The organism is Tardiphaga sp. 709, assembly GCF_032401055.1.
Taxonomy (GTDB): domain Bacteria; phylum Pseudomonadota; class Alphaproteobacteria; order Rhizobiales; family Xanthobacteraceae; genus Tardiphaga.
Window position 1 is genome coordinate 5,857,499 of the sequence record NZ_CP135529.1, and the last position, 14,335, is coordinate 5,871,833.

General features: G+C 61.2%; 8 protein-coding genes and 1 pseudogene. 5 read left to right on the top strand and 4 right to left on the bottom strand.

The window, feature by feature from the left end:
* Window positions 1-17: 17 nt before the first annotated feature.
* Entirely contained in the window at window positions 18-305 is a 288-nt protein-coding gene (locus tag RSO67_RS28020) for a hypothetical protein (RefSeq protein WP_089266972.1), read from the bottom strand.
* Between the two features lie 98 nt (window positions 306-403).
* On the opposite strand from RSO67_RS28020, the gene RSO67_RS28025 reads away from it, so the two are divergent.
* The 4 genes and pseudogenes from RSO67_RS28025 (at window position 404) to RSO67_RS28040 (ending at window position 9,167) form a co-directional block, all read left to right on the top strand.
* A complete protein-coding gene (locus tag RSO67_RS28025; RefSeq protein WP_315841521.1) occupies window positions 404-1,801 on the top strand; it encodes a CoA transferase in 1,398 nt (465 codons plus the stop codon).
* 220 nt (window positions 1,802-2,021) lie between these two features.
* Complete coding sequence (locus RSO67_RS28030; RefSeq protein WP_315841522.1) at window positions 2,022-3,191, top strand: efflux RND transporter periplasmic adaptor subunit; 1,170 nt, start codon at window positions 2,022-2,024, stop codon at window positions 3,189-3,191.
* Between the two features lie 36 nt (window positions 3,192-3,227).
* A pseudogene (locus RSO67_RS28035) lies at window positions 3,228-6,351 on the top strand (efflux RND transporter permease subunit).
* Between the two features lie 251 nt (window positions 6,352-6,602).
* On the top strand, window positions 6,603-9,167 hold the full coding sequence (locus RSO67_RS28040) for an HWE histidine kinase domain-containing protein (RefSeq protein ID WP_315841523.1): 2,565 nt from the start codon (window positions 6,603-6,605) through the stop codon (window positions 9,165-9,167).
* A 1-nt stretch (window position 9,168) separates the two neighbouring features.
* Here RSO67_RS28040 and RSO67_RS28045 read toward each other — a convergent pair whose 3' ends face one another.
* On the bottom strand, window positions 9,169-10,584 hold the full coding sequence (locus RSO67_RS28045) for a TolC family outer membrane protein (protein ID WP_410001789.1): 1,416 nt from the start codon (window positions 10,582-10,584) through the stop codon (window positions 9,169-9,171).
* 330 nt (window positions 10,585-10,914) lie between these two features.
* Between RSO67_RS28045 and RSO67_RS28050 the strand changes: the two genes are divergently transcribed.
* Window positions 10,915-12,765, top strand: a complete 1,851-nt coding sequence (locus RSO67_RS28050) for an acetyl-CoA hydrolase/transferase C-terminal domain-containing protein (protein ID WP_315841525.1) — start codon at window positions 10,915-10,917, stop codon at window positions 12,763-12,765.
* Here RSO67_RS28050 and RSO67_RS28055 read toward each other — a convergent pair.
* Together RSO67_RS28055 and RSO67_RS28060 are read right to left on the bottom strand one after the other, a co-directional pair.
* Window positions 12,762-13,541, bottom strand: a complete 780-nt coding sequence (locus RSO67_RS28055) for an enoyl-CoA hydratase (protein ID WP_315841526.1) — start codon at window positions 13,539-13,541, stop codon at window positions 12,762-12,764. The genes RSO67_RS28050 and RSO67_RS28055 overlap by 4 nt on opposite strands.
* A 77-nt stretch (window positions 13,542-13,618) precedes the next feature.
* Complete coding sequence (locus tag RSO67_RS28060) at window positions 13,619-14,302, bottom strand: hypothetical protein (RefSeq protein ID WP_315841527.1); 684 nt, start codon at window positions 14,300-14,302, stop codon at window positions 13,619-13,621.
* Between the last annotated feature and the right edge of the window lie 33 nt (window positions 14,303-14,335).

Here is a 14,335-nt window from a genome sequence, read left to right on the forward strand (position 1 = left end):
CATTCAGCCGATATTACCTATTCAGGTGATGCACCGACTGGCGGTCCGCCGGGTGGCCGGTGCAGGAAAGTAATAGTGGCATAGGCGCCGATCCATGAACCGACGGCGGCGAAACCCACATACATCCAGTTTTCGGTATAGCTGATGACGGCATAGGACGAGAGTACATACCAGACGCTGCTCCAGGTGGCCGCAGGTATGCGCCGACGGGCCACCACCGCAGAGGTGAACATCACATAGACCGCGTCGGTGGCAGCCGTTGCCAGCACCACGGCACCGGCTGTCAATGGATCGATGGTGGCCATGGTCTCTCCTCCATGCTTGTACAAGATGATGCGATGACGGATGTGGTCACCTGGAAGCGTGAGCTGAATCGGTGGCGTGGGAAAGGGGGAGAGCGTTGATGTACGGCATTCGTGAACTGCTCGCCGACCTCTGGCGGCAGGTTGGCGGTGATATTGCGGCGCTCCAGCGTGTCGCGCTGACCGGCAATGAGCCGCAATTGCCATCGTCATTCCATGTCGGTGCAGCCGCTCAGGTCAGCATCGCTGCGGCCGGAATTGCGGCTGCCGAGATCTGGCGGCTACGCAGCGGGCAGACGCAGACTGTCGCCGTCGACATGCGCCACGCCATCGTCGAATGCCGCAGCGAGCGCTATCTGCGCTGCGACGGTAATCCGCCGCCGCCCGCCTGGGACGTAATCGCTGGTGTCTACAAGACCGGCGACGGAAAATTCGTCCGGCTGCATACCAATTTTCCGCATCATCGCGACGCTGTCTGCCAGGTGCTGTCATGCGCGCCGGAGCGCGAAGCCGTGCAGGCCGCTCTGATGCACTGGAACGGCGAGGCCTTCGAGACCGCGGCCTATGCGGCCGGCGGTGTCGTGGCGCTGATGCGATCGCGCGACGAATGGATGGCGCTGCCGCAGGCCACAGCCGTTGCTGAACTGCCGCTGGTCGAGATCACCCGGATCGGTGACGCCGAACCAAAGCTGTGGCCGATCGGCGCCCGGCCGCTTGCCGGTCTGCGCGTACTCGATCTCTCACGCGTCATCGCCGGTCCCGTCGCTGGTCGTACGCTTGCGGCCCATGGCGCGGATGTCATGCTGGTCTCCAGTCCAGATCTGCCGGCGATCCCGTGGCTCACCGTCGATACCGGCCGCGGCAAGCTCTCGAGCTTCGTGGATCTCCGGAGCGAGCAGGGGCGCGACACCTTACGAGGATTGCTCGCGCAGGCGGATATCTTCTCGCAGGGCTATCGCCCGCAGTCGCTCGCGGCGCTCGGCTTCTCGCCGGAGGAGGCGGTCCGTGTCAGTCCCGGTATCGTCTATGTCTCGCTCTCCGCCTATGCCCGTTCCGGGCCATGGGCCGGGCGCCGCGGCTTCGACTCCCTTGTCCAATGCGCGACCGGCTTCAACCATGCCGAAGGGCAGGCGGCCGGCGTCGATGGGCCCAGGGAGTTACCGGCCCAGATGCTTGATCACGCCACAGGCTACTTAATGGCATTCGGCGCCATGATCGCACGTGCACGTCAGGCGCGTGAAGGCGGTAGCTGGCACGTGCAGGTCTCTCTTGCCCGCACCGGTCAATGGCTGTGGGATATGGGAAGGATCGCGGAGGGTCTCGCGGTCGAAGACCTGAAGGGAGAGATGGTCAAAGCCTTTACTGAGGATATGCCGTCCGGATTTGGCCAGTTGTCGGCGGTCCGTCATGCAGCTGTGTTATCGCGAACCCCGGCATCGTGGGCGCGTCCGGCCATGCCCCTCGGCAGCCATCCGGCGGTATGGCCGTCCGGCAATTGAAACCCATTCGCAGGATTTCAAAATTTTAACGAAGATTCGTAAGTGCACACGCGTTTTTAGATTGTCTGAACGCCCAGATGCGCACTATTAGCGCGTGAATGGGACAAATCGCCGCGGAATAAGTGCGTTTCCTACCAAGGACTGGACAGTGACGAATTTAGATCAACGATCTCAGCTGTTTAGCGCAAAACGCCTGATTGCGGGCGGTTGCATTGCTGCCATGCTGGTCGCCGCAGGCATCGGCTACGCGCGGCTGTCCACCCCGTCGAAGGGGCATTCCGACGTTTCGAGCCAGTCGCGGAAGAATCCGCAGCGCTATACGACGTCGCCGTCTGAATGGGCCAGCCTGACCATCGAGCCGGTCACCGTGCGTGCCTTCCGTGCCGAACACGTCACCGAGGGCAAGATCGCTGTCGATGAAGACCGCTCGACCCCGATCTTTTCACCCTATGCCGGCCGCGTCACCAAGCTGCTCGCCAAACCAGGCGACCACGTCGAAAAGGGCCAACCGCTCTTTGTGATCGAAGCGGCCGACACCGTCGGCGCGCAGAATGATTTCGTTGCCGCGACTACGGCGCTCAACAAGGCGAAGTCGCAATTCGACCTCGCACAGATCCAGGACAAGCGCGCCCGCGACCTGTTCGAAGGCAAGGCTGTGCCGCTGAAAGACTATCAGCAGAGCCAGGCCACGCTGCTGCAGGCACAGAACGATCTGCGCACCGCCGACACAGCACTCGAAGCCGCACGCAATCGCCTGCGTATTCTTGGCCTCTCGGAAGACGCCATCACGGCGTTTCAGGAGAAGGGCCGCATCAATCCGGAAACGACGATCTATGCGCCGCTTGCAGGCACGGTGGTTCAGCGCAAGATCGGCCCCGGCCAGTACATCAGCGCCGGCGCTGCCGATCCGGTTTTCGTGATCGGCGATCTCTCATCAGTGTGGCTCACGGCCTTCGTACGTGAGACCGAAGCTGCTGCCGTGCAGATCGGTCAGGAAATGAGCTTTACCGCACTGGCGCTGCCGGGCCGCGTGCTCACTGGCCGCATCAGCTATGTCGCGACAGCGCTCGATCCCGCGACGCGCCGTCTGCTGGTCCGCGCTACGCTGGACAACAGCAACGGTTTGCTGAAGCCCGAAATGTTCACCACCGTGACGATCTACGCGCCTGGCGACCAGCCAACGATAGGCGTGCCGAAAACGGCGCTGATCTATGAAGGCGATCAGGTCCGCGTCTGGGTCGCGCATGACGACAAGACCATCGAGCTGCGCACGATCAAGACCGGTATGACCAATGGCAATCTCGTCGAGGTCCATGGCAACCTGAAAGCCGGTGAACGCATCGTCACCAAAGGCAGCCTGTTTATCGATCGCGCGGCCTCCGCCAGCTAACCCCCAGCTTCGGCTCTTCTGAAAGGTCCGATCTGGATGGATCGTCTTGTTGCCCTGGCCGTCGACCGTCGCTTCCTGATGGTGGCGATGTTCGTCGCCGTATTCGTCGGCGGTTTGTTTGCGTTCAATCAGCTGAACATCGAAGCCTATCCCGATCCGACCCCGCCGATGGTCGATATTGTGACGCAGAGCAACGGCCTCTCTGCCGAGGAAATCGAGCGCTACATCACGATTCCGATCGAAGCGCAGGTCGCGGGCATCAAGAACCTCAAGACGATCCGCACCATCTCGCTCTACGGTCTCTCCGACGTCAAACTGCAGTTTTCGTTCGACTACACCTATGACGAAGCGTTGCAGCAAGTCCTGAACCGGTTGTCGCAGCTCGGGACCTTGCCCGGCAATGCACAGCCGACGATATCGCCGATCTCCGCGGTGGGTGAAATCTTCCGTTATCGTCTGGTGGGACCGCCGAACTACAGCGTACTCGATCTCAAGACCCTTCAGGACTGGGTGATGCAGCGCCGCTTTCGTGCGGTGCCGGGCGTCATCGACGTCATTGGTTGGGGTGGCAAGACCAAAACCTATGAAATCCAGGTCGACTTCAGCAAGCTAGTTGCCTATGGCTTGACGCTGCCGCAACTGCTGACCGCCGTCGGCAACGCCAATATCAATGTCGGCGGCAACACCGTGAATATCGGCGCGCAATCGGCCGTGGTGCGCGGCGTCGGCCTCATTCGGTCGATCGACGACCTTTCCAATACGATGATCTCCCAGACCAACGGCAATCCGGTTCTGGTCAAGGATGTCGCCACGGTGTCGGTCGGCGAGAAGCCGCGCCTCGGCATTGCCGGTCTCAATCAGGAGGACGATATCGTCCAAGGCATCGTGCTGATGCGCCGCGGCGAGAAGAGTTCGCCGACCATCGCGCGCGTCGAACAACTGGTGCAGCAGATCAATCGCGGAGGCATCCTGCCGCCCGGTGTGCGGATCGAACGCATCTATGACCGCAAGGACTTGATCGACACCACCACGCATACGGTGCTGCACAACATGGTCGTTGGCATCCTGCTGATCGTGCTGCTGCAATGGATGTTTCTCGGCAACCTGCGCAGCGCGCTGATCGTCGGCGCCACTATTCCGTTCGCCCTGTTTTTCGCTGTCATCATTCTGGTGCTACGCGGCGAATCCGCCAACCTGCTATCGGTGGGCGCTATCGATTTCGGCCTGATCGTCGATGGTACGGTCATCATGGTAGAGGCCATCTTCAGACGGCTGACCCAGACAACGGAGCTTTCCGAAGCGGAGCGTAGCCACATCTCGCCCGAGACCATCATGGGCATGAAGAAACATGGCATCCTCAGCGCATCCGCTGACGTGTCGCGCTCGATCTTCTTTGCCGCCGCGATCATCATCGCCGCGTTCCTGCCGCTGTTCACGCTGTCCGGCGTTGAAGGTAATATCTTTGGGCCGATGGCGCGGACCTACGCTTATGCGCTCGCCGGCGGCCTTATCGCGACATTCACCGTCACGCCTGCGCTGAGCGCGATCATTCTGCCGGCGCATGTCCAGGAGACCGAAACCTGGATCATGCGCCAGCTGCATCGCCTCTATATGCCGGTGCTGCACTGGGCGGTCGCCAGCCGAAAGATCGTATTGGGTATTGCGATCGGTCTCGTCGTCGTGACTTTCTTCATGGCGCGTTTCCTCGGCCTGGAATTTCTGCCGAAGCTGGAAGAGGGCAATCTCTGGATCCGCGCCACGCTGCCGCCGACGATCTCGCTGCAGGAAGGCAACACTTACGTCAACGAGATGCGCAGGCTGATCCGCCAGCAGCCCGAGGTAGAATCCGTCGTCTCGCAGCACGGCCGTCCCGATGACGGCACTGACGCGGCTGGCTTGTTCAACGCCGAATTCTTCGCCCCGCTAAAACCTGCCTCCGAATGGCCGGCGCCGCAGGACAAGGATGCGCTCACGGCGCGCCTGCTCAAGGAACTGCAGACGAAATTTCCCGGCGTCGAGTTCAATTTCTCGCAATATCTGCAGGACAACGTCTCCGAAGCCGTCTCTGGCGTGAAGGGCGAGAACTCGATCAAGCTCTACGGCAACGATCTGGATGCACTCACCAAGACCGCTAACGAGATCAAGGCCGTACTGTCGACGGTGCAGGGCGTGACGGATCTCGCCGTGTTCACATCGCTGGGGCAGCCAACCATCCAGATTGACGTCGATCGCGCCAAGGCTGCGCGTTACGGATTGTCGCCGGGCGATATCAACGCCACCATCAAGGTCGCCATCGGCGGCGACTCTGCAGGCGATCTCTATGAGCCCGGTAGCGATCGGCATTTCCCGATCATGGTGCGGCTGGCGCCGGAATATCGCCGTAGCGCTGAGGCGATCCAGAATTTGCGCATCGGCGCGCCCGGTCCGAACGGCACGATCGCGCAGATCCCGCTAAGTGAAGTGGCATCGATCAATCTCGTCTCGGGTGCGGCCTATATCTATCGCGAGAACCAGGAGCGTTATCTGCCGATCAAGTTCTCGGTACGCGAACGCGATCTTGGCAGCGCCATTCAGGAAGCGCAGGACAAGGTTGCGGCGCTGATCCAGCTACCTCCGGGTTCGCGGACCGAATGGGTCGGCGAGTTCGGCAACCTTCAGGACGCTATCGCACGGCTTTCCATCGTGGTGCCGATCAGTCTCGCTCTGATAGGCGTGCTGCTCTGGTTCAACTTTGGCTCGATGGCCGACACGCTGCTGGCCATGAGCGTGATCCCGATGGCAATCTTTGGCGGCGTGCTCGGCCTGCTGATCACGGGTATTCCGTTCAGCGTATCGGCGGCGATCGGCTTCATCGCGCTGTTCGGCATTGCTGTCATGGACGGCATCCTGATCCTGTCGCAATACAATCAGCTGATCGACGAGGGCTACGAGCGAGATCAAGGCTGTGATCCGGACCGGCGAGTTGCAACTGCGGCCGGTGCTCATGACCTGCATCGTCGCGGGCGTCGGCCTGCTGCCAGCGGCGCTGTCGGAGGGTATCGGGTCTCAGGTCCAGAAGCCGCTGGCGGTCGTCGTTGTCACCGGCATGATGCTGGCGCCGCTAGTGATCCTGATCACGCTGCCGGTGCTGATCTCGTTCTTCTCGAGTCGGGCGCGTTAAACCAGCTTGCGACGGGAGCGGCTTTGGCTGCGCTGAGGCAGCCCAATGATCCATACCTAAAAAACCGTCCTCGAAATGGATCGAAACCGGCGCTTGCCCGTTGACCGGTTCCCCATCGGGCTATTCCAAGCCCCGTGCGCGTTGCGGTAGGTGCTCTTGAACGCTGTATTTGCTGATCTTTTTTCAAACGCGCAGCCGTGCCATGCTGGCGGTTGTCGTTTCGAGAGCCGCCTCTTTTCAGAGACCTTTTGATGCTCACCAAGACCGCCTCTGTCGACCTGACCAATTGCGACCGCGAGCCAATCCACATCCCCGGCAGTGTTCAACCCTATGGTTGTCTGCTCGCCTGCGATGGCTCCGTCGGGATGGTCCGGCGCCATTCGGTCAATGCTGGCCCGATGCTTGGGATTGGCGCCGGAGACATCAATGGCCGCAGGCTGGATGATCTGATCGGCGAGGGGCCGGCGCACGATATTCGCAATGCCATCGCCAAATGGGGCAACCAGCAGCGCCCGGGATTGCTGATCGATTTCAAGGTCGCGCATTCGCCGACCGCGTTCAACGTCGCTGTGCATCGGCACAAGGGCGTCAACATCATCGAATTCGAGCCTGTGGACGCCAGCGAGGCGACACCACCTCTGGAGCTGTCACGCTTGCTGATCGGTCGTATCGGCCAATGCAACGATCTCGACGTGCTGTTCGACAATGCGGCGCGGCTGCTGCGTGGCGCACTCGGCTACGACCGGGTGATGGTCTATCAATTCGCTCACGATGGTTCCGGCCGGGTGATCAGCGAGGCGCGCCGCGGCGATCTCGAGAGCTTTCTGGGACAGCACTTCCCGGCCAGCGACATCCCGCAGCAGGCGAGGGTGCTTTACGTCCAGAACACCGTGCGTATTGTCTCTGATGCGAGCGGTGAGCGCGTGGCCATTGAGCCGGAGTTCGACACATCCGGTGAACCGCTCGACCTGTCCTTTGCACATTTGCGCAGCGTTTCGCCGATCCACTGCGAGTATCTGCGCAATATGGGCGTCGGTGCGTCGATGTCGATTTCCATCATCCACGACGGCGTGCTGTGGGGGCTGATCGCCTGTCATCATTATGCACCACGCGCGCTCTCCATGGAGAAACGCGTTGCTGCAGAGATGTTCGGTGAGTTCTTTTCCATGCAACTGGCCGGGCTTCTTCAAAAACGCAAACTGGCCGCTAGCGAAAGCGCGCGGCGCTATCTCGACCAGCTATTGCACAATGTTTCGCATCACGGCGATGTCGGAGACCTGCTCAAGGAAAGTATTCGCGATTTTAGTGTGCTGATGCCGTGTGACGGCGTTGGCCTTTACCTCAACAAGACCTGGACGTCTTATGGCAATGCGCCGCCGGCTGCGGCAGTGCCGGCGCTGATGGGCTTCATCAATACGGTGGCCGAGGGCAGGGTGTGGGCGACGAGCGCATTGTCAGATCGATTACCGGCGGCTGAAGATTATGCCGCTGCCGTTTCCGGGGTGTTGGCCGTGCCCCTGTCGCAGTTACCGCGCGACTATCTCCTGTTTTTTCGCAGCGAAGTTACGCAAACCCTGAACTGGGCGGGTGATCCCAACAAGACATACGAAATCGGTCCATTGGGCGATCGACTGACGCCGCGCAAGAGCTTCGCGATCTGGAAGGAGACCGTGCAGCGCCAATCCCAGCCATGGCTGCAAAACGAGCGCGACACCGCCGAGGCTGTGCGCTCGGCTTTGGTGGAAGTGGTGCTTCGCCACAACGAATTACTGGCGGATGAGCGGCACAAGGCAGACCTGCGCCAGAAAATGCTGAATGAAGAGCTCAATCATCGCGTCAAGAATATCCTGGCACTGATCAAATCGCTGGTCTCGCACCCGGTCGAGGATGGCCGCAGCATCGAGGATTATGTCGCTTCCCTGAAGGGACGTATTCAGGCCTTGTCGCTTGCGCATGATCAGGTCATCCGCGGCGCGGGTGGCGGTGCGTTAAAGGGATTGCTCGATGCGGAATTTTCGCCGTATCGCGAGTCGGTAAAAGCGATCGAGGTGACCGGGCCCGATGTTTCGCTCGACGCTCGAGCCTATTCGGTACTCGCACTGGTGCTGCACGAACTGGCTACCAATGCCGCCAAATATGGCGCGCTTTCCGTAAGCACGGGGCGCTTGTCGCTCCAGTGGAAACGCACCGATATCGGCGATTGCGAAATCCACTGGCTTGAGCGCGACGGCCCCCTTGTCACACCGCCATTGCGGCCGGGCTTTGGATCGATGCTGATCAGTCGCAGCATTCCCTATGATCTCGGGGGTGAAAGCGATGTCGATTATGAGCCGGCCGGCACGCGCGTGCGGTTGCTCATCCCGGCGCGCTTCGTTGTCTGGCCCGCGCCGGTGGCGGCGCGCAACGTGCGCGCCCGACGCGGGGATGACAAGCCGATGGCGTCGATGCGCGGCTTGAAGGTGTTGATGGTCGAGGACCAGCTTCTGATTGCCATGGACGTCGAGACCATGTTGACCCAAGAGGGCGCGGCATCGGTCGAGACGGCATCTTCGGTCAAGGAGGCATTGATCGCGCTGACGATCATGAGGCCTGATGTGGCCATCCTCGACGTCAATCTCGGCAATGGCAGTTCGGTACCGGTGGCCCAGGCATTGCGCGAGCGGGGCATCCCCTTCGTCTTCGCCACAGGCTATGGCGAAACCAGCCTGATCCCGGCGTCGATGGAGGACGTACCGATTGTACGCAAACCCTACGACCTCGCATCGCTGGTCGCTGCGATGACCACGGCGATGGCGAAGAAGAGTTCGGCCGGATAGGTTACTGCCCCGAGGGCGTGCGCAGCCCGTGCCAGGCGTCGCGCACCTGATGATAGTGAACTTCCGGCAAGTAGTCCGGCGTGTTCAGCCCAAGCGTCTTCACATCCAGCCTGCCGATTGCGCTGAGCAGCGAATAGGATGCGATGACCCGGTCACGTTGCGCGCCAATCAGGCGTGCTTTTGCCTGTACGAGATCCTGCTGTGAGTTCAGGACATCGACAGTGGTACGCTGACCGCCCTGGGCCTCGCGCTGTACGCCTTGTAGTGCAACGCCAGCGGCGCGTACTTCGGCTTCCGCAGCGCTGACAGCAGTCTTGGCGCCTTCATTTGACACCCATGCACCGACGACTGCGGTGCGGGCCTGATTGCGGACCTGTTCGAGCACCAGGCGGCTGACCGACGACAGTTCCTTGGCCTGCCGCGTCTGCGCAGCACCGAGACCGCCGTCATAGATCGGCGCAGTCAATTGGCCGACAATCGAAGCCTGGTCGGTGCCAAAAGTGCCAAGCGTCGGATCAGATTGGCTGGATTTGCTGGCGCTGCCCTGCAGCGTCAGAGTAGGCAATAGGCTGCTCTCCGCCACCTTGATCGTCGTGGTCGCCACGTCGACATCGTAGCCGGCTGCCAGCACGGCGGGGTGCGCCTTGAAAGCCTGATTGAGGGCATCGTCGCGGTTGCGCGGCAGCAGCCGATCCATCGGTTCCGCCGGACTGAGCCGCGAGGGTGCAGCACCAATCACCTGCGTATAAGTCGCCTGGCTGATGGCGAGATTGACCTCGGCGGCGTTGAGATCGGCCTGGCCACGCGCCAGTCGCGCTTCCGCCTGTGACGTGTCGGTGGGCGTGACGTCCCCGGCGTTGAGCCGCTTCTGGGCGATGCCGAGGGTTTCGCGCAGGGAGGTGACGTTGGCGCGTTGGGCTTCAACCAGCGATTGGTTGGCGAGAACGTTGGTATAGGCAACGACAGCATCCAGCAGCACGCCCTGGCCGACATTGCGCAGCGCTTCCCGGCCAGACTGGACCTGCAATTCCGCGACGCGGACACTGTTGGCTGTCTTGTTTCCGTTATAAAGCGTCTGGGTGACCGTTACGCCGATCGTCCATGGCTTTAGCGTTGCGCCCTGGATGGTGTTGTCTATGAGCAGGTTGCGTACGGCCTGAAGGCCATAGCTCAGCGTGGCTGCTACCTGAGGCCGGTAGCCGGCCATCGCCTGCGGAACGTTCTCATCGGTGGCGCGCTGGCGAGCCCGTTCGCCGTTCAGCTGCGGATTGGATTGATAGGCTTTGGCAAGGGCTTCCGACACCGTTTCGGCACGGGCATCGACCGCAGCAAAAATGCCATAGCCAATCAGGCTCAGGGCCATGCCTGTCCGAAGCGCGCGCCTTGCGGCGAGGCCAAATATGCCGTGACGAACCATATTATCCCAAAGCAATCTTCGGACGTCCGCCCCCGCTGACGTCTAGGTATGTTTAGAGGGCGTTGCCTTTGCAGGCAAACCATCCGGCGAAGAACCTCCGGGCTTTTGCGCTTTCCCCACAGGGCATTTGGCTGCCCCGATTTGCTTGATTGATCAGGACCCTAGGGTGGATGAGGCGCTCGGTGAATGCGACGAATAAACCCGCTTCACATGGCCGCGTGTGTTGCATGTCGGGCACATTTCTGAATAACCGCACGCAGTGGTAACTCTGTCCGGCTTTGCTGCGTGATTGCGCTGAGGAGCTGCCGATCCTGCCCAGCCGGAATGCCTATGCCCAAGATATTCACTGATCCCGACGCCATCGCCGAAGACATCATTCGCGACGTGGGGACGACGCTCGTGGTCGGGCTGCCGCTGGGGCTGGGTAAGGCCAACCATATTATCAATGCGCTCTATCAGCGCGCGCTGGCCGATCGCAGCATCAGGCTGACGTTCTTTTCTGCCCTGACACTGGAGAAGCCAAAACCATCCAGCGAGCTGGAGAAGCGCTTCATCAATCCGGTGATCGAGCGGCTGTTCGGGGGCTATCCCGATCTCGCTTATGCAAACGCGTTGCATAAAGGCGAGCTCCCGCCAAACATTCAAGTCAACGAATTCTTCTTCCTTGCGGGAAAATGGCTGCGGGTTGCCGATGCACAGCAACACTATATTTCAGCGAACTACACCCATGCGGCGTCTTATCTTCTGACGCGTGGGCTTAACGTGATCACGCAACTGGTGTCGAAGCGCGTCGTTGACGGGGCTGCGCGCTACAGTCTGAGCTGCAATACCGACACCACGCTTGATCTGATGCGGGCGCGCAACGAAGGGCGTGTCTCGTTCAAGTTGATCGGTCAGGTCAATTCGGAATTGCCTTTCATGCCAGGGCAGGGTGATCTCACCGGCGATGAGTTTCACGCGGTGCTCGAAAGTCCCGAGACTGAATTTCCGCTGTTTGCGCCACCGTCCGAACCGGTCAACGACACCAAATATGCGATTGGATTACACGCTGCAGGCCTGGTGCGCGATGGCGGCACGCTGCAGATCGGCATTGGACAAGTGGGGGATGCGCTGGCGCAGGGCCTGATCGTTCGCCACCGCGACAATGCGGCGTTCCGCAGTCTGATGCAGCGCCTTGTCCCCGACGCGCCTCCGAAGGAAGTCGCGACGTTCGACCGCGGTCTCTATGGCGTCAGTGAAATGCTGTTCGAGGCGTTTCTCGGCTTGATTGATGCGGGCATTCTCAAGCGCGAGGTGGGTGGCACCATCGTGCACGGCGCGTTCTTTCTTGGGCCGAAGGCATTCTATCAGGCGCTGCGCGACATGGCGCCGGAACGTCTGGCGAAAATCCAGATGATGCCGGTGTCATTCACCAACGAACTCTACGGTGATGAAGATGCCAAACGCCGTGCGCGCGTCGATGCACGCTTCGTCAACAACACGATGATGGCGACGCTGATGGGCGCTGCGATCTCGGACGGCCTCGAGAACGGCCAAGTCGTGAGCGGCGTCGGCGGACAGTACAATTTCGTCTCACAGGCTTTCGCTCTGGACGGCGCGCGTTCGATCCTGACTCTCGAAGCGACACGTGCCGGCAAGAAGCCTATCTCGAACATTCGTTGGAGTTATGGTCACACCACGATCCCGCGACATCTGCGCGATATCATCGTGACAGAGTATGGTGTCGCCGATCTGCGCGGAAAATCGGACGCCGATGTGATCGCGGCCATGCTGCAGGTGTCGGACTCGCGCTTTCAGCCGGAGCTGATGCGACAAGCCAAGGAGGCTGGAAAGCTTCCCAAAAGCTATGACATTCCTGCGGCGTATCGCGACAACGTGCCCGAGCGCATCTCCGCTGCCCTCAAGCCGGCGCGGGACGCCGGTCTTCTGCCCATGTTTCCGTTTGGCAGCGATTTCACTGATGTGGAGCAGCGCCTGATCCCTGCGCTGCAGGTCCTGAGCGCGGCATCGGTGTCGCCACAACGGCTCGCAGGCCTGTTCTGGCAGGGCACGACACACGCACCGAGTGCGTCAGATGAAGCAGCGCTGGCGCGGCTCGGGCTCGATTGTCCGGCCACATGGGCCGAACGTGCCTATCGTGTGCTGGTGTCCGCCGCGCTCGCGCGCAGCGGCTCAGCCTAGCGGTTCTTGTTGACCGGCTTCCGCTTCTCGATGAAAGCGGCCATGCCTTCTGAACGGTCTTCCAGCGCGAATGTCGCGTGAAACAGATCGCGTTCGACCTTGAGGCCTTCGGTGAGCGGCGTCTCAAAGGCGCGATTGACGGCGTTCTTCGCCATCGTCGCCACCGGCCGCGACATGGCGGCGATCTTTTCCGCCATGGCGGTGGCTTCTTCCATCAGCTTGTCGGCCGGGACAATGCGGCTGACGAGACCGGAGCGCTCGGCTTCGGCTGCATCCATCATGCGGCCCGTCAGGCAGAGGTCCATCGCCTTTGATTTGCCGATGGCGCGCGTGAGGCGCTGGGTGCCGCCGATGCCGGGAATGGTGCCGAGTGTGATTTCCGGCTGGCCGAACTTTGCGGTGTCTGCGGCGATCATGATGTCGCACATCATGGCGAGTTCGCAGCCGCCACCGAGCGCGTAGCCGCTGACTGCAGCAATGGTCGGTTTGGTACAGGTAGCGACACGGTCGCCGCCGATTGACGTGAAGTCGCTGGAGAACATGTCGATGAAGCTCTTTGGCTGCATCTCCTTGATATCCGCGCCGGCGGCAAATGCCTTCTCGCTGCCGGTCACGATGATGCAGCCCACGGCGGTGTCCGCTTCCAGCTCGTCGACGGCGATCTTGATTTCGCTGAACACACCGAAAGAAAGCGCATTGAGCATCTTCGGGCGATTCAGCGTGATGATGCCGACCGCGCCTTTGCGCTCAACGATGAGGTGTTCGTAGCTGCTCATGTTCCATCCCGCGGATTTTTTGCCGAAGCCGCCAGGATCGGCGGCTCCGCGCAATTTGCCCGCTCAGGGGATGGGGTTCAAGCCATAAACATACGGGCCGCAGAGGCCATGGTCAGCAAACCGCCGAAGGCGATGAAGATCTTGCCAACGAGGGAGGTCTTGTCCCAGGTCGTGCCGTTCTCGCTGACGACTTCCGGTGCTGGCGTATCGATGGTGGCCTTTGCGAGCGTCAGCGGCGGCTTGTCGTCGCTGATGGCACGATCGAGGTCGTTGAGCTGGTCAGCGGCCACGAGCTGCGCATTGCTGGCGCTGGAATCCGGCGAGGTCGTTGCGGGCTGTTCCTGCTGGCCGCCGATTTGGCCAAGCGCGCTGCCGGCTTGCGAGGACATGTTGTAGGTGTTGGTCGCTGCGGTCTCGGAGGGCCATTGCGCGTTGGCATTGGCGACCAATGATGGGATGGCGGTATTGCTGCTCCCCGGCTTCGCGTCTTCCGTCTTGGCGGTGTCCTCCTCAGCGGGCTTTTTCGACGCTTTGGTTGCCTGTCGGTCGGACTTGCGCGATTTCGTTTCGCTCTTCCTGGCACTGCGGTGCTTGGTGGCGTTCGTTGCTGGTTCGGCGGATGTGTCTGCGGCGCTGCCGACCGCTGCGGCCGGCTCGGACGCCGCGGTGTCGTTTTCGGTCGCGTGAAGCGGTGCCGATGTGCAGATCCATAATCCGGCTGCGATGACCAATGCCGCACGCCCGCTGGCTCTGATGTTCATGGAAATCTCCCCAAAATACCGGCCCCCAATGGC

Coding starts and splice junctions, on each gene's coding strand:
- RSO67_RS28025 (WP_315841521.1), top strand. CDS start 404: ATGTACGGCATTCGTGAACTGCTCGCCGACCTCTGGCGGCAGGTTGGC.
- RSO67_RS28060 (WP_315841527.1), bottom strand. CDS start 14,302: ATGAACATCAGAGCCAGCGGGCGTGCGGCATTGGTCATCGCAGCCGGA.
- RSO67_RS28050 (WP_315841525.1), top strand. CDS start 10,915: ATGCCCAAGATATTCACTGATCCCGACGCCATCGCCGAAGACATCATT.
- RSO67_RS28020 (WP_089266972.1), bottom strand. CDS start 305: ATGGCCACCATCGATCCATTGACAGCCGGTGCCGTGGTGCTGGCAACG.
- RSO67_RS28055 (WP_315841526.1), bottom strand. CDS start 13,541: ATGAGCAGCTACGAACACCTCATCGTTGAGCGCAAAGGCGCGGTCGGC.
- RSO67_RS28040 (WP_315841523.1), top strand. CDS start 6,603: ATGCTCACCAAGACCGCCTCTGTCGACCTGACCAATTGCGACCGCGAG.
- RSO67_RS28045 (WP_410001789.1), bottom strand. CDS start 10,584: ATGGTTCGTCACGGCATATTTGGCCTCGCCGCAAGGCGCGCGCTTCGG.
- RSO67_RS28030 (WP_315841522.1), top strand. CDS start 2,022: ATGCTGGTCGCCGCAGGCATCGGCTACGCGCGGCTGTCCACCCCGTCG.